This window comes from Streptomyces sp. 135 (genome assembly GCF_020026305.1).
Taxonomy (GTDB): domain Bacteria; phylum Actinomycetota; class Actinomycetes; order Streptomycetales; family Streptomycetaceae; genus Streptomyces.
In genome coordinates this window covers 8694895-8719757 of record NZ_CP075691.1, presented here as the reverse complement: position 1 = coordinate 8719757, position 24863 = coordinate 8694895, and the positions used below count along the sequence as shown (strand labels likewise).

At 70.3% G+C, this 24863-nt stretch carries 17 protein-coding genes and 1 pseudogene; 10 read left to right on the top strand and 8 right to left on the bottom strand.

What is annotated here, in order from left to right; all coding sequences use genetic code 11:
- Positions 1-208: 208 nt before the first annotated feature.
- Positions 209-523, bottom strand: coding sequence for a thioredoxin family protein (locus tag KKZ08_RS37975; RefSeq protein ID WP_223778771.1), 315 nt, complete (start codon positions 521-523; stop codon positions 209-211).
- Positions 524-730: 207 nt separating this feature from the next.
- Between KKZ08_RS37975 and KKZ08_RS37970 the strand changes: the two genes are divergently transcribed.
- The gene (locus KKZ08_RS37970) at positions 731-1114 is read left to right on the top strand and encodes a hypothetical protein (protein WP_223778770.1); all 384 of its coding nucleotides are present in this window, start codon (positions 731-733) and stop codon (positions 1112-1114) included.
- Between the two features lie 5 nt (positions 1115-1119).
- Here KKZ08_RS37970 and KKZ08_RS37965 read toward each other — a convergent pair.
- The 7 genes and pseudogenes from KKZ08_RS37965 to KKZ08_RS37935 form a co-directional block, all read right to left on the bottom strand.
- Positions 1120-1979 (bottom strand): IS5 family transposase gene (locus tag KKZ08_RS37965; protein ID WP_223778769.1). Its coding sequence is split into 2 segments (ribosomal slippage): positions 1120-1637 and positions 1637-1979, totalling 861 coding nucleotides; the frame shifts between segments, so codons are not numbered across the junction.
- 210 nt (positions 1980-2189) lie between these two features.
- A pseudogene (locus KKZ08_RS37960) lies at positions 2190-2840 on the bottom strand (transcriptional regulator); the annotation flags it as partial.
- A gap of 58 nt (positions 2841-2898) precedes the next feature.
- Positions 2899-3531: a carbonic anhydrase gene (locus tag KKZ08_RS37955; RefSeq protein WP_223778768.1), complete on the bottom strand. Its 633-nt coding sequence runs from the start codon at positions 3529-3531 to the stop codon at positions 2899-2901.
- A 516-nt stretch (positions 3532-4047) separates the two neighbouring features.
- Entirely contained in the window at positions 4048-5337 is a 1290-nt protein-coding gene (locus tag KKZ08_RS37950) for a cation:proton antiporter (protein ID WP_223778767.1), read from the bottom strand.
- 44 nt (positions 5338-5381) lie between these two features.
- Positions 5382-6584 carry a beta-ketoacyl-[acyl-carrier-protein] synthase family protein gene (locus tag KKZ08_RS37945; RefSeq protein ID WP_263303418.1) on the bottom strand — a complete coding sequence of 401 codons (1203 nt, stop codon included), beginning with the start codon at positions 6582-6584 and terminating at the stop codon, positions 5382-5384.
- 128 nt (positions 6585-6712) lie between these two features.
- A complete protein-coding gene (locus KKZ08_RS37940) occupies positions 6713-6997 on the bottom strand; it encodes an acyl carrier protein (RefSeq protein WP_223778765.1) in 285 nt (94 codons plus the stop codon).
- 91 nt (positions 6998-7088) lie between these two features.
- On the bottom strand, positions 7089-8096 hold the full coding sequence (locus KKZ08_RS37935) for a beta-ketoacyl-ACP synthase III (RefSeq protein ID WP_223778764.1): 1008 nt from the start codon (positions 8094-8096) through the stop codon (positions 7089-7091).
- A gap of 405 nt (positions 8097-8501) precedes the next feature.
- Here KKZ08_RS37935 and KKZ08_RS37930 point away from each other — a divergent pair, with 405 nt between their 5' ends.
- Genes KKZ08_RS37930 through KKZ08_RS37890 form a run of 9 tightly spaced genes read left to right on the top strand, consistent with a single transcriptional unit; the run spans position 8502 to position 24842 of the window.
- Positions 8502-9509 (top strand): hypothetical protein, encoded by a 1008-nt coding sequence (locus KKZ08_RS37930; protein ID WP_223778763.1) that lies wholly within the window; start codon positions 8502-8504, stop codon positions 9507-9509.
- A complete protein-coding gene (locus KKZ08_RS37925) occupies positions 9506-10579 on the top strand; it encodes an SDR family NAD(P)-dependent oxidoreductase (protein WP_223778762.1) in 1074 nt (357 codons plus the stop codon). Before KKZ08_RS37930 ends, KKZ08_RS37925 begins: the two co-directional genes overlap by 4 nt.
- Complete coding sequence (locus KKZ08_RS37920; RefSeq protein WP_223778761.1) at positions 10548-12347, top strand: fatty acyl-AMP ligase; 1800 nt, start codon at positions 10548-10550, stop codon at positions 12345-12347. Before KKZ08_RS37925 ends, KKZ08_RS37920 begins: the two co-directional genes overlap by 32 nt.
- The gene (locus tag KKZ08_RS37915) at positions 12344-12625 is read left to right on the top strand and encodes an acyl carrier protein (protein ID WP_223778760.1); all 282 of its coding nucleotides are present in this window, start codon (positions 12344-12346) and stop codon (positions 12623-12625) included. The genes KKZ08_RS37920 and KKZ08_RS37915 overlap by 4 nt, the downstream gene beginning before the upstream one ends.
- Positions 12618-16502, top strand: a complete 3885-nt coding sequence (locus tag KKZ08_RS37910) for a type I polyketide synthase (RefSeq protein WP_223778759.1) — start codon at positions 12618-12620, stop codon at positions 16500-16502. Before KKZ08_RS37915 ends, KKZ08_RS37910 begins: the two co-directional genes overlap by 8 nt.
- Entirely contained in the window at positions 16499-19684 is a 3186-nt protein-coding gene (locus tag KKZ08_RS37905; protein ID WP_223778758.1) for a type I polyketide synthase, read from the top strand. The genes KKZ08_RS37910 and KKZ08_RS37905 overlap by 4 nt, the downstream gene beginning before the upstream one ends.
- A gap of 2 nt (positions 19685-19686) precedes the next feature.
- Positions 19687-22356, top strand: a complete 2670-nt coding sequence (locus KKZ08_RS37900; protein WP_223778757.1) for an aminotransferase class III-fold pyridoxal phosphate-dependent enzyme — start codon at positions 19687-19689, stop codon at positions 22354-22356.
- Positions 22349-22966 (top strand): hypothetical protein, encoded by a 618-nt coding sequence (locus KKZ08_RS37895; protein ID WP_223778756.1) that lies wholly within the window; start codon positions 22349-22351, stop codon positions 22964-22966. The genes KKZ08_RS37900 and KKZ08_RS37895 overlap by 8 nt, the downstream gene beginning before the upstream one ends.
- 10 nt (positions 22967-22976) lie before the next feature.
- Positions 22977-24842 carry an FAD-dependent oxidoreductase gene (locus KKZ08_RS37890; protein WP_223778755.1) on the top strand — a complete coding sequence of 622 codons (1866 nt, stop codon included), beginning with the start codon at positions 22977-22979 and terminating at the stop codon, positions 24840-24842.
- Positions 24843-24863 lie beyond the last annotated feature (21 nt).

Below are 24863 nucleotides of genomic sequence, written 5' to 3'. Positions count from 1 at the left end.
CAAGTTGGCTAAGACCTTCAAGGATGGGCGAAACTACATTCACGGCGTATCTCTCCCTTTAGCGGCATTCCTTTAGGGGTGGATGAAACGCCTAGTAACTGCCCGCCTCTTGAGCTCATTACGCACCTGTCACTCGAAATGGGGAACTGTCAGGACGCCGAACCGGGCACGGGGGACATCAGAGGTCGCGAGAATGGCGGGGTGCAGGCTACGAGAGCCTTTGGAAAAGGGCTTCCAAAGCTCCAGGGTTTGCTCCATCAAAAGAACCCACTTTTTGGCCGTTTTTGAACCCGATGAATGTAGGCAGACTCCTAATGCCCACCTCCTGCGACACATCCGGCAGTTCGTCAACGTCGACTTTGTAGCACTTGACTCCGGGGTGCCGCTGCGACAGAGCCTCGAACATTGGCGAAATGCTTCTGCATGGACCGTTCCATGTGGCCCAAAAATCAATGAGTGCGATCTCATCGCGGTGGATGATATCCGTGAACTCTTTGTGGCTCGTAATCGGAGTGACAGGCATGCGAGACTCCTTTGAATTGAGGAAGATGAATTTTATACCTATTGTCTGCCCGGTGCTGGTCTTATACCGGCCAAACCGCACGAACGGGTGGCTCCCTGCCGACACCCCCTGGAGGCTGCGCAGCATCCGAACGGAAACCAGCGCTCAGCCTGCGTCGTCCCTGGTGGGTGCTAGGGCCTGTCTCTTGGGTCCGTCCGTGAGATCGTCGTGCTCGTGATCGAGTCTTGGTTGATCAATGACGACAGCCCTGTCCCTGTGTCGTCGGCGGGAGTGGTGGAGGCTCTTCGGTCGAGGATCGACAGCGGCCAGCTTGAGACGTGGCTGACCAGTTCGTCTGGACGGTCGCTGGCCTTCGTGACGAATGCCGAGCGAGCGATGGTGGTGCTGCTCGAAGGCGAGGGTGATCCCGGCGAGCATGCCGTGGACCCCGGAACCGCGGGGTCGAGCGCCGGGTTCGTCCTCTCCAACGGGCAGGGCGACGAGTATCCGGATGAGGACACCGTCCCCCTCCGTCAGGCATTCAGGCTCGTGGAGCACATCGTAGGCACGGGCTCTTGGCCTGCGGACGCACGTTGGGTGGTCGATCGCTGAGCGGGCTATCGCCGTGCCCAGATGAGGATCGCTGCGAGGTGGAGCGCGGCCTGGTAGGCGATGGCGAGCTTGTCGGTCCGCATGGCCAGGCCGCGCCATTGCTTGAGCCGGTTGATGCAGCGTTCGACTGAGTTGCGCTGCTTGTATGCCTCGGCGTCGAAGGCGGGCGGTCGGCCTCCGGCACTGCCTCGCCGCAGCCGGTGGCCGATCTGGTCGGAGGGCTGGGGGATGACACCGCGGATTCCGCGTTGGCGGAGGTGACTTCGGATCGCGCGGGATGAGTACGCGCGGTCCGCCAGGACGGCATCGGGGCGGGTCCTCGGTCGTCCGGGGCCGCTTCGCGGAACGCGGATGGCGGCCATGACGGCCTCGAAGGCCGGGGCGTCACCCGCCTGGCCTGCGGTGACGCGGAGGGCCAGGGGCCGTGCACGGGCGTCACTGGCGAGGTGGACCTTCGTGCTCAGGCCGCCGCGGGAACGTCCGAGCGCGTGGTCATCGGGTTCAGCCCGGCCTGGAGCCCCTTTTTCCTGGCGCCGGCAGCGTGCTGGTGGGCCCGGACGACCGTGGAGTCCACCGACACCGTCCAGTCGATGTCGTCGTCGGCGTCCGCTGCGGCCAGGACGGCGGCGAGGATCATCTCCCAGGTGCCGTCGACGGCCCATCTGATCAGCCGTTTGCGAGCGGTCTGGAACGAGCCGAACTGGTCGGGCAGGTCCCGCCAGGGCGAGTTGGTGCGGTACTTCCACGCGATGGCCTCAAGAGTGCGGCGATGGTCGGCCCATCGCCGCCCGCGAACCGGATCGGCCGGCATCAGCGGCTCGATCCGATCCCACATCGCATCGGCGATCACTAATCGGACGGACATATCCGATCAAAGGGACACGGCCTAGAGGTTGCGTTTCCGCAGTCGATCGAGGTCCGCTTCGGCGCAGCCGGGCCGGGACCGTCGACATCGCGCTCTGCACCACAGTGTCCGTCGACGCGGTCATCCCCGCACACCGCGACGTTGATTGGGCGCAGCTACGCAAGGTGGAAAAAGGCCGGCGCTCGCCGCGCCGGCGAAGCAGGCCACCCAGGCGGCGCGGACGTCCGGGCGCCAGGTGGGCCGGGCAAGGGCCCGCCACGGCTGCCCGGGCTTCCAGCCCTCCCCGCGCGGACGCTCGCGCAGCTTGCCGATGCCCCCTTCACTGTCGCCTTGATCACGGACACCACGATCGCCAGCTGAGAGCACGCTGCCGGTAGCCGTCCATCGCCGCGAGGAAGTCGGCCGGCGACAGGTCCGCGTGCACGCCGAGGTCGGCGCCATCGTGGCGAGGTGGGCATCGCGCAGCCGGTTGTACCAGGCGTCCAGGTAGCGGCCGTTGTCGTGGCGGACGTACGCCTCGACCGGCGCGACGTCGTAGCCGGGCTCCACTGCGTACGCGAGGGTCGGCGTGGCGTACCAGGCCGGCCCTTCCGGGCGCTCGTCCTTCGGCGTGAACGGACTGGGCAGCAGCCCGGCGTCCAGCTGCGCCCATTTGTCCTTGGCCACCTTCACGCGGGACAGGTCGACGTGGCTCAGGTCGACCAGCCAGGGACCAGGCAGTTCCGGATCGAAGACGGGATTCTTGACGTGCGTCGGCGCTCCAAGGCCGACCGTGAGGCCGTTCGCTCCAGCGGCGAAGGCCATCTTCACGTCGATGCCCACCAGGTGAGGGCGAAGGCATTCGGCGTCGGCGGGCAATGGACTACCCGCCGCCAAGCCGGCTCGTCGTTCCGTCTCGGCGAACCGCTCTGAGGGAGATTCACCGCGCCGCGCCGGCCACCGCATGAGTCAGCGGGACAAAGGAGTTGTCCCGCGGGGAGTAGATGTCGGTCGCTCCGGTCTCGGAGGAGTGGAACAGCGCCCGCAGGCGGAGGTCCCCGCCTCGCCGGCCGGACTCCAGACCGGGGTAGCCGGCCAGGTTGGCCAGCTGTGTCAGCAGGTGGGCGCGGGCCGCTCGCTCGCACGCCTCGGCGTCGAGTGCCGCGCCGATCCGCGCCCCGACGGCTTCTCGGCTGGCCGCCCGGGAGTTTCCGACGAAGAGCCACCTCCGCATGCAGGAGGAGACGCTTTTCTGGGCGAGCAGTGCGGCCACCGCGGTGCAGCCGGAGTGCCCCGAGATGACGACGTCGCTGAGGTTCGGGAGGGTGAGCGTGTATTCGATCGTGGCTATGTCTCCCGAGACGATGCGGGGGTTATAGGGGAGGACGATGTTCCCTATGTTGCGCACCTCGTAGATCTGGTCCGGGTGGGCGACGAACCTCTGCGGCGCCAGTCGGGATTCCGTGCAGGAGATGAACAGGACCTTCGGCAGTTCCTTGCCCAGCCGGTCGCGAGTTCGCGGGCTCTGGCGCGGCAGAGCCGACCGGGATGAACGTGGGGTGTGCGTGTGCATGATGTCGTCCCTCTGTCGCGGCGGTGTACGAACAGAACGCGTCTGATCGTGGCCGTGTCAGAGCAACCACATTTGAAGCTTCGACCTGGTGGTGCTGTCGTGCAGGAGTGTGGGTTGGTGTGCCGCGAGGCGCCCCAGTGGTGGGGCGCGTGGCGCCTTGCTCGTCTGTGGGTCCAGTGAGACCAAGGGCGGCGGCTCGGCGGCACACGGATGTGACATCCGCTGCGTTTGAAGGGCCACCTCACCCTCGCGCTCGCAGACCGCGCCGGGAGCCGAGGGCCCGTCGTGATGCCTCTCGCTGCCCTCATGCTTCTGAGCCGGCGCCGTGGCCGACGTGGGTGGCGGCTGGGTCTGCGCCAGTGGTGCGGCGTGGCCCATCAGCGCGTGCCCGCACATCAACAGGGGCAGCAGCCACCCGACAACTGTTCTCAATAGGCCAGCGTGCTCCATCTGCAGCCTTCCCCCGTCGGCTTCACGTAGCTGCATCGCTCATCAGTCACTTGGATGTTTGAGCGCTCAAATGCTGGTTCGGCTGTCCACGCTAACCGATACCGCTCGGTTCTGGTCATCGTCGTTCGCCAGGGGCCATTTTCCGCCCAACGAGAGTTTGCACAGCGGGAGCGCGCTACCAGTCGTAACGAGCGCGACCAGCACCAATAGGGAGAACGCCTCCTGGCCGATGACGCCTTGTGCAAACCCCACGTTGATGAAAACAAGAATCATGAGCCCCCGGGCGTTCATCAGGGAGCCCACGGCGGACCCTTCGCGCCAGCTGAAGCCCCGCGCCTTCATCACCGCGATGCAGCCCGCGTACTTGCCGACGAAGGCGGCGAGGATCAGAGCGAGGAGCGGCACGACCGTGGCGACCTCGGTGAACCCGTCGATCTTGGTGTTGAGGCCGGAGAACGCGAAGAAGATGGGCACGAGCAGGACCTGCACGGTGTCCAGGAGACGTTCGCGCAGGGCACGTCGGAGCACCGCACCGCGGGGCATGGCCAGACCGACCAGGAATCCGCCGAACACCGCGTAGACACCGATCTGCTCGGTGAGCAGGCCCGCGCCGAGCACCATCACCAGCACGGCGCAGAACTGACCACTGGTCAGCATGCCGCCGCGCTCGACCCGTTCGCCCAGCTTGCCCAGCAGGCGTCGGCCCGCGGTCATGACGACGACGGTGAAAGCCGCGGCGAGCAGCACGGTACGCATGCTCTCGTCGAAACCCCCGCCCTTGTGGAAGGCGATGAGGAAGGCCAGCAGGCACCAGGCGACGGCGTCGTCGACTGCCGCGGCCAAAAGCGCCAGGATCCCCAGGGGAGTTCGCTCCAACCCGTTGTCGAACAGCATGCGAGCGAGCATCGGGAAGGCCGTCACCGAGAGGGCTCCGCCGACGAACAGCGCGAACATCGCCGGGCTGACGTCGTCGAGCGAGAGGCTCTCGTAGAAGAGCAGGCCCACCCCGCACCCCACGACGATCGCGGGCAGGATGCTCGCCACGGCGATGTACACGGCCGTGCCCTGGTAACCCTTGGGGGCGGTGTGATGGTCCAGGCCCAGGCCCACGAGGAACATGAACAACGTCAGCCCGATCGTGCTGAGCACGTAGAGGACGGGCTTCACCTCCGCGCTGAACAACGAGTTCTGGACATCTGGTGCCACCCGTCCCAGCAGGGTGGGACCGAGCAGGATGCCGGCGACCATCTCGCCGAGGACCCGGGGCTGGCCCAGCATGACGAACAGCTTTCCGCACAGGGCGGAGAGGATCAGAATGACCAGGAGCGCGGGCAGCACATCGATGACCAACTGCACATTCGCGTCCGCGGCGGCCAGATGTACGTATCGCATGGCAGCCCCTAAGCCCGGGTGAGGATGAGAGCGGCGTTCTGGCCGCCGAATCCGAAGGAATTGCTCAGGGCTGCCTCTATCCTCTCCTCGCGTGCGGTGTCTCGTACGACGTCGAGATCGACGGCCGGGTCCGTCTCCCGCAGGCCCGCTGTGGGCGGCACGATCTGGTGGCTGAGCGTGAGGGCGGTGAGCGCGGCCTCCACGGCTCCGGCCGCTCCGAGGGAGTGACCGGTGACCCCTTTCGCCGCGGTGACCAGGGGGTGCCCGCCGATGACGCGCCGCACCATCCGCCCCTCGGCGAGGTCGTTCAGCGGCGTCGACGTTCCGTGGGCGTTGACGTGGTCGACCTCGGTCGGGAACAACTCGGCGTCCCGCAGGGCGGCTTCCACCGCGCGCTGGGCGCCCGCTCCCTCCGGGTCGGGACGCGTCTCGTGGCCGGCGTCGGCCGACGCTCCGTATCCGCTGACATACGCGTACACGTGGGCGCCCCGTGCACGCGCGTGGTCGGGGTGTTCGAGAACCAGGATGGTGGCGGCCTCGGCGATGACGAATCCGTCCCGGTCGACGTCGAAGGGGCGCGAGGCCCTGTCGGGGTCGGCGGTGTTGCGGGACAGTGCTCCCGCGCGTGCGAAGGCGGCGACGACCGAGTGCACGAGGCTGGACTCGGCGCCTCCGGTGAGCACGATGTCGCAACTATCGTGACGCAGCAGGTCACGAGCGATTCCGAGCGCGGTGGTCCCGGACGCGCAGGCCGTGCTGGTGACCAGACTGGGTCCGCGGGCGTGCAGGTCGGTGGCCATCTGACCGGCGATCAGGTTGGGCAGGGACATGGGGATGGTCAGCGGCGAGATCCGCTCGGGTCCGAGCTCGCGCAGCCGGTCGTACTCGCGCTGCCAGGTGCCGATGCCGCCCAGCGCGGAACCGAGCACGGTGCCGACGCGAGTCCCGTCCCACTCCCCCGGGACGAGCCCGGCGTCGGCGACCGCCTCACGGCCCGCGACCAGCGCCATCTGGGTGCAGCGGTCCAGCCGCCAGGCCGCACGTCGGCCGAGGACCGCGTCCCCGTCGAACGCCGAAGCCTGGCAGGCCAGTTGGACCGGCATCCCGGCCAGTTCCGGGATCACCGCCGTCGTGGGGCGGCCCTCCACGACGGCCTGCCAGGTCCGGGCGGTGTCCTGGCCAGCCGCGGTGATCATGCCGATCCCGGTGATGGCGGCGTGGAAGGGCTCCGCACGGCGCCCACTCGGGCCGCCCCGCGACCGCCCGGCAGTCACGTCTGCCACAGCAGACATGGCAGTCACAGCTGTCCCTTCGACAGCTCGGATGTGCGGCGCGTGACTCATACCTGGCCCTGAGCGCCCGCGTGTTCGATCAGCTTGTCCTGGAGGAGCGTGACGACGTCGGCGATCGTCTGCTCGCCGTTGAAGTCGTCGTCGGCGATGGGGACCTCCAGCACGCTCTGGAGCACATCGGAGAGTTCCACCAGCGCCAGGGAGTCGAGTCCGAGATCTCCGAAGGTCATCTCCGGAGTGACGTCGGTGCCCTCGACACCGAAGCGCGTGACGAGCTCGGAGCGCAGCTGGTCCTGGAGCTGCTCGGCGGAGGGGTGCACAAAGGCAGTCACGGTGTTCCCTTCGGTCGTGTGACGCGTTACGTGTGACGTGTGGGTTGTGACGTGTGGGTTGTGGCTGTGAGCCATGCCTGGCGCGACGGCGTCAGGCGGGCTGCGGTGTGATGCTCGGCCAGGAGAGCGCGGCCGCGCCCCAGGTGGCTCCCCCGCCGTAGGCGGTCAGGAGCACCCGGTGTCCGGACTTGAGCCGTCCGTCGGCGACCGCGTCGGCCATGGCGAGCGGGATGGATGCCGCGGCCGTGTTCCCGACGCGGTCGAGGTGGAGCGCGCAGCGCTCCATGGGCAGCGCCAGACGCTCGGCGACGGCTTGGAGGATGCGCCGATTGGCCTGGTGCGCGACGAGGCAGTCGACGTCCTCGGGGCGCCAGCCGGCACGCTCGCGCACCTCCGTGGTGGCGGCGGTCATACGGGCGACGGCGTGCCGGAAGACGGACCTCCCCCGCATGGTGAAGTACCGGCCCTCCTGTTCCGGATCGGCCGGGTCGAGGGGTTCCCTGGACCCACCGGCCCGTACGGTGATCAGCTCTCTGAGCGAGCCGTCACTGCCGAGTACCGAGGGCCCCAGTGCGCCGGGCTCGTCCGGGTCGCCGGGGCGCAGGACGACGGCGCCCGCCCCGTCCCCGAAGATGGGCCGGGTGCCGCGGTCGGCCGGCGCCAGGATCGTGGAGAACGCGTCCGCCCCGATGAGCAGGACCCGTCGCGCGCTGCCGGCCGTGATGAAGCTGCTCGCGGCGGACAGCCCGTACAGGAAGCCGCTGCACACGGCGGACAGATCCCACGCCGGGGTGTCCACGAGGCCCAGCCGGTGCGCAACGAAGGGCGCGGTGGCGGGACACGGGTGGTCCGGCGTGCTCGTCGCGAGGATCACCAGATCGGCGGGTTCACCGCCGGCGGATTTCAGTGCCCGAGCCCCGGCGTGGACGGCGAGATCCCCGGTCGAGACGCCGGGTTCGACGACTCGGCGTTCCCGGATTCCGGTACGGCTGCTTATCCACTCGTCCGTGGTGTCCATGATTTTCGCGAGGTCGTCGTTGGTCACCACCTTTTCCGGCAGATAGGCGCCGAGACCGCAGAGCACAGCACTTTTCCGCATGGCCCATCACCTCCTTCGTCGGAGAAACTAACACGACCTCAAAGTGTTTTCTACAGACTGCCTCAATTCATTTGGGGATGCTGAAAATGACTACCATTAACGGGATGCAGATGGGAACGAATGCCATGTCGGCGAGCATTGATGCAGGTCAAGGCGGTGGGCCAGGTACATTACGGGCCTGACGGCCAGGAATTCATTGCCCATTCGCGCGCCACCATGCTTCACTGCGCCTCATTCCGAAAACGCCCTCAGCTTTTCCGCCAGGGAGGAATAGCCGTGCCGTCAGTGGTTCCTGTTCGCGGCGACGAGATGATCGATGAATTCATCGACTTCGCGCCACACCTTTACCGTGAGCTCGGCGATGACCAATGGGTTCCTCCGCTGTCCTCTGACATTCGCCGTTTCATGGACCCAGCGGTCAACCCGTACTTCGCGGAGGCGGAGATCGAGCACTTCCTCGCGGTCGACTCCGCCGGCGAGAGCGTCGGCCGGATCTCCACCACCATCGACCCCGCCTACGTGGAGCGCTTCGGCAAGACCGGCTTCTTCGGCTGGTTCGAGTGCGTGAACGACCCCGAGGTGGCCTCGGTGCTGCTGCGTACGGCCGAGACCTGGGTCGCCGAGCGGGGCATGGAACGGGCCGCCGGCCCCTACTCGTACTGCGCGACGCAGGAATTCGGGTTGCTGGTGGAGGGCTACGACGACCAGCCGGCCGTCTTCCAGCCGCACAATCCGCCCTATTACCGGCAGCTCCTGGAGGACGCGGGTTACGGGCCCGACTTCCGCACGAACACCTTCAGCTGGGTCGCCGAGCGCGACGCGGGCATGATGGAGCCGCTCGTCCGCCGGGGCGAGGAGCTCTGCGACAGGCTCGGCCTGACCGTGCGGGACCTGGATCCGGAGCGCTGGGACAGCGAGGTCGACCTCGTCCAAGGGCTGCTGGCGGCGTCGTTCGCCGAGAACCACGACATGGTCCCGATCAGCAAGCCCGTTCTGCGGTTCCAGCTGGGCGAGCTGCGCGAGCTCATCGATCCGCGCCTGACCCGCATCGTGGAGCACGAGGGCCGGGCCGTCGCCTTCGTCATGCTCGCGGCCGACGGCAACGAGCTGCTGAAGGTGGCCGGCGGCACCGTCACCGAGGAGTTCGCCGCCCGCTACGAGGAACTCAAGGCGAACATCCGGGGCACCGTGGTGCTGATGATGGGCGCCCGCCCCGAGTTCGAGGGCCAGGGCGTCGGACGGGTCCTGGTCGGCGAGATCGCGAAGGTCGTCCTCGGCCGCGTCGGTTCCTACCGCGACATGCACACCACGTGGATCCACGAGCACAACTGGCAGAGCAGGGCCTATCTGGCACACACCAGGACCGGGCCCGCGCGTACCTACGCCGTCTACGGGAAGGACCTCGCGCCGTGACCCGCGTGATGATCACCGGAGCGACCGGCAGTCTCGGCTCGGCGTTCGCCCGCCACCTCATCGAGTCCGGCGCGGACGTGGTCTGCCTGCTGCGCCCGGGCGAGGGGCCGGGCGGCCTGGAGCACCACCTGCACCGGTGCGAGGTCCGCCGGGGCGACGTCACCGACCTCGCCTCGCTGGAGAGCGCCCTCCAGGGCATCGACGAGATCTACCACTTCGCCGGCATCGCCATCACGCTCAACAAGCTGCACTCCCTGATGCAGGAGGTCAACGTCACCGGCTGCGCGAACCTCGTCAAGGCCGCGAAGAAGGCCGGGGTCCGACGGATCGTGCACGCCTCCTCCATCTCCGCCATCGGCTATCCCGCACCCGGTGAGATCGCCGACGAGAACTTCGACATCTCCCGCTCCAGCTGCCGGAACAGTTACATGATCACCAAGCGGGCCGGGGAACGTGAACTGCTGCGCGGATGGCGGGCGGACGGCCCGGAAGTGGTGATCGTCAACCTCAGTGCCTGCATCGCCCCGTACAGCGACCGCCGTTACGGCTGGGCCATGCTCATCGACAGTGCCCGGCAGGGGAAGCTCGTCGCCTACCCCCTGGGCGGCGCCGCCTTCACCTCGGTCGAGGACATGAACTTCGGCATGCGGGCCGCCATGGAACGCGGTGAGCCCGGATCCCGCTACATCGTCTCGTCGGTGAACCTCACCTACCGCGAACTCTTCCACCAGGTGGCGCAGGTCGTGGGGTGTGCGCCGCCGAAGCGGGCGGTGCCCAACAGCGTGGTCCGGGCCGCCGGCCGCGTCGGCGCGATCGTGGCCTCACTGCGCAAGGACCCGATGCGGTCGCCGTTCCTCGTCCCCGAGAACGCGGCGCTGTCGGTCAACCGGCTCTTCTACGACACCTGCCGAGCCCAGCGCGAGCTGGGGTTCCGCCCCACGTCACTGCACGACTCCATCGCCGCGGTCGACAACTGGCTCACCGAATTGGAGGTCGACGGGCTGATAGGCGCCCTGGGGCCCGAAAGGAGGCGGGGCAATGCCCTCCGCAGCGTCACAGACCACGACTGAGCACCACACCCTCGGCCACGCCCTCGCCTCCCACGCGGAGCGGCTGTCGGCCACCACCGCGCTCGTCTACGGCCGGTCCGACGGCGCTCAGGACCGACGCACCTACGCCGAGCTGTACGCTCAGGCGGCGGCGGCCGGCGCGGTGTTGCACGAGTTGCCTCCCCGTACGCACGACCGGCCCTTCGTGCTGATCGCGCTGCCCGACGGCGTGGACTACGTGGCGTCGTTCTTCGGATGTCTGCTGGCGGACGCCGTGGCGGTCACCTTCCATCCGCCGCTGATGTCGACCATGCGGGCCGGCAGAGCGTGGGACCACCGGCTGGAGCAGATCCTGCGGGACTGCGAACCCTCCGCCGTCGTCACAGCGCCGGAGCTGCGCTCCCGGGTCCGGGCCGTCGCCGACACCGCCGCACTGGCTCCTTTGGTGATCACACCGGACGAGATCCCTTGGCAGGCCGACGGTGAGGCGGGCCCGGTGCGGACCCGGCCGCGGCATCTGGCGCTGCTTCAGTACACGTCGGGCTCCACGTCGAGTCCCAAGGGCGCGATGGTCTCCAACGCCAACCTCGCGCACAACATCGCGCACATCCGGCGCAATCTCGGAACCGGGCCCGGTCAGTCGGCGGCGGGCTGGCTGCCGCTGTTCCACGACATGGGCCTGATCGGTATGGTCTGCCACCCGCTGACGGCCGGCATGAGCCTTCACATGTCGACGCCCACCGGTTTCCTGCGCAACCCGCTGGGGTGGCTGCGGACGCTCAGCGACACCGGCTCCAGCTTCACCATCGCTCCCGACTTCGGTTACGCGACGGCCGTGCGGAAGGTTGCGCAGGAGCGCCGTGAGGGCCTTGACCTGTCGGGGCTCAGGCACGCTCTCAACGGCGCCGAGCCGGTACGGCGCAGGACCGTCACGGCGTTCGCCGAGGCATACGAGCCGTACGGCTTCAACCCCCACGCGATGATGCCGGTCTACGGCCTGGCCGAGGCGACCCTGGTCGTCACCTGCCTGGACCGGCAGGCCCCTCCGGCGCTCGGCGAGGTGGAGAGGCAGACGCCGGGCGCCGCGAATGGGACAGTGCAGGGCTCGCGGCCCGGGACCACACGGACGGAACTGGTGGGCTGCGGGACCAGCATCGCCGCGGACATCGAGGTGGCCGTGGTCGATCCGAAGACGTCCCGGCGGCGCCGGCCAGGCGAGGTCGGTGAGATCTGGATCAGCGGTCCCAGTGTCACCGGCGGCTACTGGGGACACGAGAAGGTCACCCGGGAGACCTTCGAGGCAACGGTGGACGAGCCAGAGTTCCGCGGACGTCGCTTCCTGCGCACCGGGGACCTCGGGGTCTGGCACGAAGGCCAGCTGTGCATCGCGGGCCGCATCAAGGACGTGATCATCCATCGCGGCACCAACCACCATCCGCAGGACCTCGAAGCCACCGCGGAGGGCTGCCATGAACTGGTGGCGCGCGCCGTGGCCTTCGCGACGCGCGACGAGTGGGACCAGGACGAGCAGGTGGTGCTCGCCTGCGAACTGCTCGCCTACGGCCCCGGGGTGGACTGCGCCGCCGTCCTGTCGGCGGTTCGCGGGGCGGTCCTGGAAGAGCACGGGATCGCTCCCGCGGCGGTCGCGGTGGTCCGGTCCGGAGCGGTGCCGCGGACGACCAGCGGGAAGCTCCGGCGGGCCGAGGCGGCCAAGCGCTGGAGCGCCGGCGAGTTCAAGCCGGTGGCCCTCTGGCACCGGGGAGAGACAAGCGAGGGAGGACAGCGGTGACCACCGGAGCCACCATCACTCAGCGCGGCATCGCGGCCGTGGTGCAGGCGTCGATCGCCGGCGAACTGGGTCTCGCCCCAAAGGAACGGGTGGATCGCCACGCCACGTTCGTGGATCTCGGCCTGGACTCCGCCGCCCTGATCGGGCTCGCGGGAACGGTCGCCGAGGAGCTGGGGGTCGAGGTGCCCACGGAGTGGCTCTTCGACCATCCGACCGTCGACAGCCTGGCGGCGTTCCTGGCCCACATCCTCGCGACGCCGGAGCCCGCCCGTGGCTGAGGACGGCAAGGACCGCGCGGTCGCCGTCGTCGGGCTCGGCTGCCGGGTCCCCGGTGCCGACACCGTCGAGGCGTTGTGGCGGCTGCTGGACGAGCGGGGGGACCAGATCACCCCGGTGCCCAGCCACCGGGAACCCCTGTACACCGGCGTGACCTCGGCCGGCTCTCAGGCCGCCGGAGCCCAATGGGGCGGTTTTCTGGACGAGTTGGAGAGCTGGGATCCCGGATTCTTCGGCATCTCGCCCAGCGAGGCAGCTGGGATCGACCCTCAGCAGGCACTGGCGCTGGAGGTCGCCTGGCGCGCCCTGGAATGCGCCGGCATCGTCCGGGCCGACCTGCTCGGCAGCCGGACCGGGGTCTTCTTCGGCCAGGCCACGCACGATCACGCGATGCTCCTGGGCGGGCAGTCCCCCCAGGACATGCAGGGTCCGTACACCAACACCGGCCTCTCCCACGCCATCACGGCCAACCGCCTCTCGTATCTGTGGGATCTGCGAGGCCCTTCGCTCACCGTCGACACCGCCTGCTCGTCCTCCCTCGTCGCCGTGCACCTGGCCGTCCAGAGTCTTCGGTCACATGAATGCGACCTCGCGATCGCGGGCGGGGTGAACGCGCTGCTGTCCCCCGTCCCACAGCTGGGCGCGGCCGGCCTGACCGCACTGTCCCCCGACGGCCGCTGCCGCACCTTCGACTCCTCCGGCCAGGGCTACGTCCGTTCCGAGGGCGGCGGGGCCGTCGTCCTGCGCCGCCTGGAGGACGCCCTCGTCGTCGGCGAGGACATCCATGCCGTGATCAAGGGATCCGCCGTCAACCAGGACGGACGCACCAACGGGCTCACCGCGCCCAGCGGCCGCGCCCAGACCGAGCTGATCGTGCGCTCGCTGAGGCAGGCCGGAGTGACCTCCGCCAAGGCCCTCGGCTACGTCGAACTGCACGGCACCGGCACCCCGCTCGGCGACCCCATCGAGGGGCGGGCGCTGAGTGCGGCGCTGAACCGGGCGGTGGGACAGGACCGCCCCGCTCTGCCCGTGGGATCGATCAAGGCGAACATCGGCCACCTGGAGGCGGCGGCAGGCGTGCTGGGCCTGATCAAGGCAGCACTGGTGCTGCGGCACGGCGTCGTGCCCGGCAACCCCCACCTGCGGCAGGTCAACCCTCGTATCGACCTGGACGGTTTCGGACTCTCGATGTCGGCCGACCACACCGATCTGCCGACGGACGCCTCCACGGTTGCCGTCAGTTCCTTCGGTTTCGGAGGCACCAACGCCTCCCTCGTACTCGCCCGCGCGCCGCGCCGACCATCCCCCGTGCAGGGCGGCGCGCGGGCGAACTCCGGGCCCGTCCTGCTCCCTCTGTCGGCCCGGAGCGCCCAGTCGCTGGCTGCGACGGCCGGCGACTGGGCCGACCGGCTGGGCACCCTCGACTCCTGGGAGCAGGTACGCCAGGCAGCGCGCGCCGCGTCCGCCCACCGCACGGCCTTCGAGTGGCGCGCCGGGGTGGTCGCGACCGACCGGGAGGAGCTGCTGGGTGAACTGGCGGCGATCGCGGACGGCACGCGGAGCGCCGTGCGCGCGAGGACCGGCTCGCCTTCGTCCGTGGGCTTCGTGTACTCGGGGCACGGCTCGCAGTGGGAGGGGATGGGCCGCGAACTGTTACGCGCCTGTCCGCCCTTCGCCGCCCGGGTGCGTGAGGTGGACGCCGTACTGGCGCCCATGCTGGGCTGGAGTCCGCTCGCCGCACTGGAGCAGACCGCGCCGACGGACCTGGACGACATCTGTGTGGCGCAGCCCCTGATCTTCACCGTGCAGCTCGCTCTGACCGCGCAGCTGGCCCATCTCGGGATCCGGCCCGATGCCGTGGCCGGCCACAGCATGGGTGAGCTGAGCGCGGCCGTCGTGGCGGAGAGGCTCGATCTGGCCACCGCCTGCCGGGTTCTGCGGGCCCGCAACGACGCCGTCGAGGCGGCTCGCGGCACGGGCGGCATGGCCGTCGTGGAGGCCGGCGCGCGCGAAGCCGCCGAGATCCTGCGCCGGTCGGGCAGCCCCGTCACCGTGGCGGCGGACAACAGCCCTCGCTCCTGTGTGGTCTCCGGGGCCGCCGACGCGCTGGCGGCAGCTCTCGCGGAATTCGAACGGCGGGGATGTGACACCCGCCGGGTCAAGGTCGACTATCCCTCTCACGGCCCCTTGATGGAGGCGCCCGCCGAACAGCTCGGCCGGGTGCTGGGCCAGGTGGACGCGCCCCGGCAGAGCTCGGGACCGGCGTTCTACTCCTCGGTCGCCGGCGGGTTGCACGAGGCACCCCTGGGCGCGCGGTACTGGCAGGACAACCTCACTCATCCGGTCCGTGCCAGGGAAGCGGTCACGGCCATGGCGGACGACGGCGTCGCCCACGTCCTGGAGATCAGTCCGCATCCCGTGCTGCTCCTCGCACTGCGCGAATCCCTCGAAGCACAGGGCGAGGGGGCGGTGGCCATCTCCACGGGGCACCGCGACCAACGCGGAGAGCTCCGGCTGCGGAAGGCGGAGGCGGCCCTGTTCGAGCAGGGCCTGGACCTGCGGGCGGATGCCGACGCGGAAACCCGTGCGTGGGCCGCGCTCCTTCCGGTCCATCCCTTCCGGCGCACCCATGTCTACCGGGCTCCGGCGGCCGAGCCGTCCGACCGGGTAAGGGGCGCCGGACCCGGTGTCCTCACGGAGGCGTCCTTCCAGCCGGGGACGTACCTCGCGAGCCTGGCCATCCCCGCGACGCGCGAGAGCCACACGGTGGCGGGCGAGCCCGTGGTGTCCGTGCCGGAGCTCGTGGCGGCGGCGCTCTGGTCGGCGCGGGAGGCCGGCGTCGAGGATGCCCGGTTCGTACAGGACCTGGAGATGCACCGGCCGCTGCCCGCCGAGCCCGGTGTGGCGCGGCAGTTGGTCGTGCACCTGGGCGGGGACGGGTCGCGGCCCGCCCGGTCGGCGGCGGTGCGGTTCCTCTATCGGCGCGCCGGCCGGTGGACGACGGCGGCGGCGTGCACGGTCGGCGTCCGGCCGCCCGCCCCCTTGCGGGAGATCACGGCGACGGCCCGGTGTGAGGTGACCGTGCCCACCCCGCCACCGACCAGTTCGCCCGCCTCGCTGGTCAGTGTGCTGGACCGGGCGCTCCCCGCCGTGGCGCGGGCGCTGCTGGCCGACCGGCCCGGTCTGGATCCGGAGCAGGTAGCGGTCTCCCGCGTGATGGCCGTGCACACCTCGGCGGAGCTGTGGACGGCGGACAGCGCCGTGGCGCAAGGACAGCTGCGGGAGTGCGACGGGGAGGTGGTCATGGATCTGGCGTTCGTCTCCACGGCGGGCGACTTGCTGGCGCAGGTGCAGCATCTGGCGTTGGCACAGTTGTCGCGGCGCACCGGAACCGATCATCCGGCGGGGCTCGCTTCCGTCGGATCGGGCGACCGCCCCAGGCCCGGTGGTGAGCTGCGGCAGACGCTGCTTTCGCTCCCCTCCGACGCCGAACGGCGGCAGGTTCTCGGCAGCCGGCTGCGCGCCGCGCTCGACAGCGTCCTGCCGAACGGACTGAGCGTGGGCGCCGCGGACGACCTGCCCTTCGCCGAGATGGGGATGGAGTCGCTGGTGGGTGTGGAACTGCGCAACCGGCTGGAGAAGGAGCTGGACATCCGGCTCTCGGCCACCTTGGTCTGGGCGCATCCCACCATCCGCCAGCTCACCGACGCTCTGCTCGGGCGCGTCGTGCGGAACACGGAGCCGTCCCGGGGGTCGGCGCCCGGCGCCGCCCGGGACGCGACGGTGGCGGAGCGCATGGAGCCACCACCGGCGGCCGGCTCTGACGCCCTGAGCCGGCTGCTGGCAGAACTCGACGGCCAGCCACGGGGGAAGGCATGACCACCGACACCACGACCGAACAGGCACTGCTGCGCGCGGCGGAGACCATCCGTTCGCTGCGCACGCGTGTCGCGGAACTGGAAGCACGCTCGCGGACGGAGCCGATCGCCGTCGTCTCCTCGGGCTGCCGCCTGCCCGGCGGGGTCGAAAGCCCCGAGGAGTACTGGCAGTTGCTGGCCGACGGCCGCGACGCGGTACGGCCGCTGCGCGGTGAGCGCTGGACCGGCATCGACTTCTCCGGCCTCGACGACCCCGGATTCGCCCGGCTCACCCAGTACGCGGGACAGATCGACGACGTCGACGGATTCGACGCCGCCTTCTTCGGCATCGGTGACGCCGAAGCAAAGTTGCTGGACCCGCAGCAACGCGTGCTCCTGGAGATCGCGTGGGAGGCCGTCGAGCGCGCGGGGTGGCCGGCCCGACAGCTGGCCGGGTCCGCCACCGGAGTGTTCGTCGGCGTGGGCCATCAGGACTACATGCTGACCTCTCTCGCCGCGAGCGAGGACATCGGCAGCAGGCTCTCCACCGGCAGCGGGGCACGCAGCCTGATCGCCAACCGGCTCAGCTACGAGTTCGGGTTCCGGGGGCCCAGCATGGCCGTGGACACGGCGTGTTCCTCCTCGCTCGTCGCCGTGCACCTGGCCTGCCAGGCCCTGCGATCCGGCGCGTGCGACCGGGCGCTCGCCGGCGGCGTCAACCTCATCCTGTCCCCGCTGTCCACCACGATGACCGGGCGCGCGCTGCCGCTGGCCCCCGACGGACGCACCAAGGCGCTTGCCGCGGACGCCGACGGCATGGTGCGCGGCGAGGGCGCCGGTCTGGTCGTCCTGCGCCGGCTGTCGGACGCGCTGGCGGACGGCGACCCGATCGAGGGCGTGATCCTCGCCGACGCGACCAACCAGGACGGCCGCACCAACGGCCTCACGGCGCCCTCGCCCGTCGCGCAGGAACAGCTGATGCGCCAGGTGCTCGACGCCTCGGGGCTCGCCGCGGGCGACATCACGATGGTCGAGATGCACGGCACCGGTACGCCGCTGGGCGACCCCATCGAGTACGAGGCCGTGCGCGCGGTCTACGGCGGCCGGGGCACGCAGGAACCCACCTGCTGGCTGGGCTCGGTCAAGGCGAACCTGGGGCACCTGGAGTCCGCCGCCGGAGTCGCCTCGCTGATCAAGGCCCTCGGGGCGCTGCGCCACGGTCGGCTGCCGGAGCAGATCAACCTCAAGGAGGTCAATCCCTTCATCGAGCTGGAAGGCGAACGCTTCGAGATCCCCCGCCGCCCGGAGGCGTGGCAGCCGTCCGAGAAGCGGTACGCCGCCGTCAGCTCCTTTGGTTTCGGCGGCACCAACGCGCATCTCATCGTCGCCCACCCCGACGCCGTCCCGGCCATCCGCAACCACCGGCGCGCTACTCAGGACGCGCCCCGCCCGGACACCGGAACGGAGCCCGTGCTGCTGCCGGTCTCGGCGCGATCAGGCCCGGCGCTCACCCACGCGCTGCGGGAATTCGCCGTTCATGTGGGGGACTTGGGCGGCGCGGAGCTCCGCGATGTGATGGCCGCCGCCGCGCGCAGACGCCAGCACCACCCCTGGCGCGCGGCCGTGACCGCGGCGGCCCCCGAGCTGCTGGCCGAGGCCCTGCGCCGTACGGCGGACAGTCACGGCGGCCTGGCCTCCGGGGCGCCCTCGGTACCGCAGCGGATCGGCTTCGTCTACTCCGGCCAGGCAGGCCAGTGGGCGGGGATGGGCGTGGCTCTGGCGGAGCAGGACGGGCTCGTCCGTGACGAACTCCTCGCCTGGGACGGCGCGATCACCGCGGCGGGCGGTCCGCCGTTGATGAAGACGCTCGCGAGCCCCCACTGCGAGGAGGCGCTGCGCGACACGCGCTTCGCGCAACTCGCGATCGCGGCCCTGCAGGCGGCTCTCACGGCGCGGCTGAACGCCTGGGGGCTGGCGGCGGAGGCGGTCTGCGGACACAGCGTGGGAGAGGTGTCGGCCGCACTCGCGTGCGGGGCACTGACCCGCGAGCAGGCCGTGGCCGTGATCATCGCTCGGAGCGAGGTACTCCACGTGCACGCCTCCGGCGGAGCGATGTACGCGGTGCGGGCGCCGTCCGAGCAGGTGGCCGAGGCGCTGGCCCGGGCCGGGCAGCGCCCCGACGGGCCGGGCGACGGGGTGGGCATCGCGGCGGTGAACGGGCCGGAGGGCACCGTGATCACCGGGCCCGCACCGCAGACGGAGGCCCTGCTGCCGCACCTGTCCGACTGGCGCGTCACCCGTCTGGACACGGACTACGCCTTCCACGGCCCAGCCCTCGGCCCCGCCGCGGAGCAGCTGCGCAAAGAGCTGGGGACCGTGCGGCCCGCCGCCGGCCGCATCCCGCTGTACTCGACGGTGACAGGAGCCCTGCACCCGGCCGGCGAACTGACCGCGGCGCACTGGGCCGCCAACGCCGCTCTTCCCGTCCGCTTCAGCGACGCCGTGGAGGCGATGATCGACGACGGCATCACCTGCTTCGTGGAGATCGGCCCCCACCCCGCGCTCCTGCCCCATATGCGGCACCTGGCCGAGGCGAGGCCCGGAGACGTCCGCGTCCACGCGGTGGCCACGCTTCGCCGACGCGAGGACGAACTGGCGTGCCTGCACTCGGCGTTGGGCCAGCTGTGGGCGGCCGGGAACGACGTGGACTGGTCCGGCGTCTTCCCGGGTCCGTGCCCGATGGTTCCGCTGCCCACCTACCCATGGCAGCGCCGCTCGTACTGGGTCTCCGGCACCGAAACCGACAGCACGTCAGATGACGGGCCGGACAGCAAGGAGACGCCGACGCCTGCTCTGGACGTGGACTCGGTCCTGGAACGGCTCATCACGCACCTGGCCGACATCATGCGTGCCGACCCCGCCGCGCTGGTCCCCGACCGGTCCGCGCGGGACCTGGACGTCGACTCGGTGTCCTTCGTGGAGCTGAAGAACCGCCTGGAGAGCGACCTGGGGGCGGCGATTCCGATCACGGTGCTCACCGAGGGCGCGACGCTGCGAGAGGTGGCCCGCACCCTTGCGACAGCCGGTGGGACCCGCGCCCCCACCTCGGCCGAGGCCCGGCACGCCCTGGACCACCTCGACGAACTGTCAGAGGAAGAACTCGACCGTCTGATGGCGGCACTCGACTCCGAAGAGGGACGATAACTGTGGCTTCGACCCCACTGACCAGCACCGCCGAAGAGAAACGTGCCGCGCTGCGGGCCCGGCTGAGCAGCGTCGCGGCCCGGGACGAGACCGCCGAGCGCTACCGCCGTCACGCCAACCCCTACATCGCCCGCATGCTCGACGGCCTCGGCATCGACGTGCACTACGTACGGGGCCAGGGCACCAGGCTCTACGACGGCGCCGGCAACGAGTACCTGGACTTCGCGGGCGCCTACGGTGCCCTGCCCTTCGGGCACAACCCGCCGGAGATGTGGAAGGCGATATCCGCCGTGCGGGACTCGGGGGAACCCAGCATCACCCTGCCCTCGGTCCTCGGCGCGTCCGCGTTGCTCGCGGAGCGGCTGGCCGCCGTGGCACCCGGCCATCTCGACCAGGTGTGGCAGTGCAACAGCGGCGCGGAAGCGGTCGAGGCCGCCCTCAAGCTCGCCCGCGCCGCCACCGGCCGCCGTCTGGTGGTCTCGACGCGCAACTCCTTCCACGGCAAGACCCTCGGCGCCCTGTCCGCCACGGGGCGGCCCCGCTACCAGACCCCCTTCGGCGCGCCCTCGGCCGGCTTCCACCACATCGCTTTCGGAGACCCCGAAGCCCTCCGGCAGATCTTCGGCGAGCATCCCGAGGACATCGCCGCATTCATCGTCGAGCCGGTCCAGGGCGAAGGCGGCATCGTTCCGGCCCCGCCGGGCTACCTCGCCACCGCGCGTGAACTGTGCACCCGGTACGGCGCCAAGTTGATCGTCGACGAGGTGCAGACCGGACTCGGGCGCACCGGGCGCCTGTTCGCGTGCGAGCACCACGACGTGGTCCCGGACATCATGCCGCTGGCCAAGGCGCTCGGCGGCGGCATGGTGCCGATCGGTGCCGTGGTGTTCGGGCAGGACAGCCTCACCGAGGACTTCGGCCTCCGGCACACCTCGACCTTCGGCGGCAACGCCTTCTGCTCCCGGGTCGGCGTGGGCGCCGTCGAACTGCTCACCGCCGACGACCAGGCGCTGGTCCGGCAGGTGGCACGGCGCGGCGATCACCTTCTGGCCGGGTTGCGCGAGGTGGCCTCCCGGCATCCGGAGCTGGTCGCGGACGTACGTGGCCAGGGGCTGCTGCTCGGCGTACAGCTCTCCGACGACCCCGACCTCCACGCGCGGCAGGGCCTGTTCCGTTCGCTGGCCGATCAGGAGGGACTGGCCGGGTTCCTGTGCGGCTATCTGCTGCGCAACGAGGGCATCCGCCTGGCGCCCGCGTACTTCGCCAACAGCGTGCTGCGGGTCGAGCCTCCGCTGAACGTCACCGAGGCCGACTGCGACACTCTGCTGGGCGCACTCGACCGGGGCCTGGATGTGATCGAACGCGGGGACAGCGCACGGTTCTTCGCCCACCTCCTGCCCGCCTCGGAACGGCCCGCGCCCGCTGCGTCCCCCGAGGAGGACGCGTCCGCCGCGCCGCGTCCCACGCGGCTGCGGCCGCGTGAGGGCGAGCCGCGCTGGGCGTTCATCGCCCATCCCACGGACCTGGCGAGCTACGAGAGTTACGACGGCCGCCTCGGACTCCCCGGCGAGCAGGTGCGGGTGCTGTTCGACCGGATGAACCAGTGCCGCAACGTGGACACCGCCGCCGCCATGCTGGTCGGCCGGTGCCGGGTGGAGACCGACACCGGGGAGAGCTCCTACGGTGAGGTCTTCGCGCTGCCCTACGGGGCACAGCGGCTGCTGGACATGCCGAGCGCGCAGTCCACGGCGCTGGTGCAGGAGGCCGTCGACGACGCCGTGGCACGCGGCGCGCAGCTGGTGGGCCTCGGCGCCTACACCTCGGTCATCACGGCGAACGCCACGGCGCTGCGGGACGTACCGGTTCCGGTGACCACCGGCAACGCCTACACCGTGGCGGCCGCGGTGGACGGTCTGGAGGAGGCGGCACGGCAGCAGGACATCGAGCTGGGCGAGGCGTGCTGTGTGGTGCTCGGCGGTGCCGGCGCGATCGGCCTGGCGTCCAGCCTGCTCCTTTCGGAGAAGGTCGGCCGGCTGGTGCTGGTGGGCAACCCCGCCCACCGGGCGCGCAGTGAGCGCCGGCTGGCTGCCGCGCTGGAGTCCGTGGTCGGGCACCTGATGGAGGCCGACGACGCGCCCCACGCGGGTGCGCTGGCCCGGTCGGTGCGCACCCGGGCGTCCTCCGGCGCGAGCGCCCGTGCCATCGCGGCGGATCTCGTCGAGCAGGGGCTGCTGACCGCGTCCGTGGACGCCGAGGCCGTCCTGCCGGCGGGGGATCTGGTCCTGGCCGCCACGTCGACGCCGGACCAGCTGATCCAGCCGGAGCTGGTGCGGCGGGACGCCGCGGTGTGCGACGTGTCGCAGCCGCCGAACGTGGGCCCGCGGCTCAAGGCGGCCCGACCCGATCTGCGGGTGGTCGCGGGCGGTCTCGTCCAGTTGCCCGGCGGCCGGGACCTCGGAGTCGACTTCGGCGTCCCCAGCGGTGTGACGTACGCCTGCACCGCCGAGACGATGGTCCTCGCCCACCGCCTTCACGACCCCGTCGTCAGTCACGGCGACAAGCTCTCCGTCGATCTGGTGCGCATGCTCCGGGACGAGGCCCGGAAGCTGGGCTACCGGCTGTACCTGCCGACGGATACCGATCACCAGCGGCAGGGAGGCTCTCATGCATGACACGTTCGACGACGCCGGTCGGGCACCGGCGACGACCGCGCCACGATCGTCCCACCGCCCCGCCCCGTCGGTGCTCGCCTACTATCCCGACCTGGAGCGCGTTCCCGACTCCCGCTGGCAGCAGGTGTACCGCTCCACGTTCCTGCCCGGCGCCGATCCGGCCCAGGTGTGGCAGGGGGCCACCGAGGTCGTCGGCATCAACGCGGAACTCTCCCCCATGATGCGTATGACCCTGCCCAAGCGGATGCAGGGGATCGGCACGCCGTCGCTGGCGCGGGTGCCGCTCGGGCAGCCGCTGGGTCGCTCCTGGATCCTGCTGGGCCGGCTGCTGCCGTACGACTACGACGATGTCGTCATCGCCGAGCGCGAGGAGGGCCGGCGCTTCCTGGAGGTGTCCCGGATGGCGTCGGCGCATGCGTGGATCCATGAGCGGGTCATCGAGGGCAAGGAGGGCGGCACGGTCCTCTCCGACCGCCTGACGTATGTGCTCAAGCCGCACCTGCGGCCGATGACCCCGGTCTACCGCCGGACCGTGCAGCAGCTCTTCGCCCATCGGCACCGTCGTGTGGCGCGACGCTTCGCCCGTCTGGCCCCCCGAATCGCGGACTGAGGAGAACCCGGTGCCCAATTCCGACAAGACCACCCCCAAGCCCGTCTCCCGCGCCCGCTCCGGTGTCCGAGCCGTCGCACCCGCCGGTGAACAGGACGAAGCGGCGCGGAACGACGATGTGCGCGCCGATGTCTGCGTCGTCGGCCACGGTGTCGTCGGCCTGATCAGCGCCATCGCACTGGCCAAGCGTGGCCTGTCGGTGGTCTGCATCGACCAGCCGACGGAGAAGCAGCAGGCCAGTTACAAGGTCGGTGAGTCCCTGCTGGTGTACTCCAACGCTTTCCTGCGGTCCCTGGGCGAGCTCGACGAGTCGTTGGAGAAGTCCTTCGGCAAGAAGGGGTTCTGGATGGTGCACGGCCTTGAGGGCCGCACCAGTTTCGACGCATCGGTTTCCGAATGGGGCTTCCAGAGCGCGCTGCCCGCGCGCTGGATCGAGAAGATCGAGGATCCCCTCTTCCACCGCACCATGTTCAAGGACGCCCAGATCGTCCGTCCCGAGATCGAGGCGGTGCTGCGCGAACGCGCCCGCTCCACCCCGGGGTTGAGGTTCATGGACTGCGGTCTGGTCCGGGACATCACCCTCGGTGAGGACGGCAACGACCACACCCTGCACTGGAGTTCCCGGGACAAGGACCGCGGCGGCAAGATCTCGGCCCGCTGGATCACCGACTGCACCGGCCGCACCCGTCTGCTGGCCCGCCGTTTCGGCCATGACATCCCCTTGGAGGACGGATTCTCCACGACGGCGGCCTGGGCCCAGTTCTCCCACTGCACCCAGGACATGTTCGACGAGCGCTGGAAGTTCGCCTTCCCCGACGGGGAGGTGACCGAGCGCGAGCACACCACCGTGCACCTGTGGGGCGACGGGTACTGGATCTGGCTCATCCGGCTGAAGGACGACCGCATCAGCGTCGGCATCACCTACAGTCAGCAGCGTCCTCCGGAGGAGGGCAACGCCCGCGAGGTCTTCTGGAAGGTCCTGCGCCGCTACCCGCTGCTGGACTGGCTCCAGGAGGAGAACGTCCTGGAGTTCAGCGCCTACCGGGACGTCCAGCGCATGACCAACACCTTCATCTCCCCCAAGCGCTACGCCATGGTCGGCGACGCCTCCTCGATGATCGACGCCTTCTACAGCCAGGGCATCAGCCTGTCCATGGCAACCGCCTGGCATCTGGCGAACATCGCCCAGCGCGACGTCCAGCAGGGCCGGCTGGACATGGACTACCTCGACCACGTCAACCGTGCCGCCACGGCGGACTGGCGCATCATCCGCTCGATGGTGCGTTCGAAGTACGGTCCGGCCCTCGCCGACAGCCGCTTCTTCATCATGGACCACCTCCTGGACTACATGGTCTTCGGGGCCGCACTGCTGGGACGGTTCCGCATCTCGCGCTGGCTGACCGAGACGGGCGGCCGCACCGACGAGGAGAGCGTGGAGCACGCGCGGCTGCGGGCGGGGCTGGAGCGCCGGTTGTTCCTGTCTCAGTCCGCGCCCTGGCACCGCCTGGATCCGCACCGGGTCGCGGGGCTGGTGGAGAAGTGGCACGAGGGCCTGGAGCGGCGCGCCCTCTGGCGGCTGGAGAACGGCGAGAAGCTGCCTCCGACCAAGGCGGGCATGCGCGCGCACGCCGCCCTCCCCGGCATCTGGCGGCTGCCGTACGTGCACCGGATGGAGCGGGCGGATCTGACCCTGCCCGCCATCAAGGAGCCCGAGTTCATGCAGGTGACCGGAACCGAGTACCGCCCCGTGATACCGGCGGGTTCCGGCCCGATGCTCGTCGCCATCACATCGCTGGGAACGCTCCTGGACATCGCCGACACCCGGGTGCGCAAGGTGCGTCGGGCGCTGCGGCGACGCCGGCAGGGAGGCGCCTGATGACGACCGGGGGGCAGACGC